Origin of the sequence: Marinobacterium sedimentorum (genome assembly GCF_024267675.1) — a bacterium.
Classification (GTDB): Bacteria; Pseudomonadota; Gammaproteobacteria; order Pseudomonadales; family Balneatricaceae; genus Marinobacterium_A; species Marinobacterium_A sedimentorum.
In genome coordinates, this window is sequence record NZ_JALDYX010000143.1 from 1 (window position 1) to 239 (window position 239).

At 50.2% G+C, this 239-nt stretch carries 1 protein-coding gene; it reads left to right on the plus strand.

The window, feature by feature from the left end; all coding sequences use genetic code 11:
• Positions 1-26: 26 nt before the first annotated feature.
• The coding region (locus tag MRS74_RS23665; RefSeq protein WP_254582731.1) for a hypothetical protein at positions 27-239 on the plus strand (213 nt) is incomplete at its 3' end.

Sequence of the window (239 nt, forward strand, 5' to 3'; positions counted from 1 at the left end):
AAAAGGATCATTCTCTGGATGAATTCATGCGTCTCGTCTGGCAGCGGTACGGCAAACCAGAAATTCCCTATCATATACGTGATCTGCAACTTGCCCTGGGCGAGGTCGTCGGTGATCAGGAATGGGCGAAAGACTGGTTCCTTAAGCACATCTACGGCAGCGAGCTCCCGGACTTAGGAGATTTGCTGAAGCCTTACGGATTCGATTTATCCGTGAAGCACCCTGATTCCGTTGGTTTT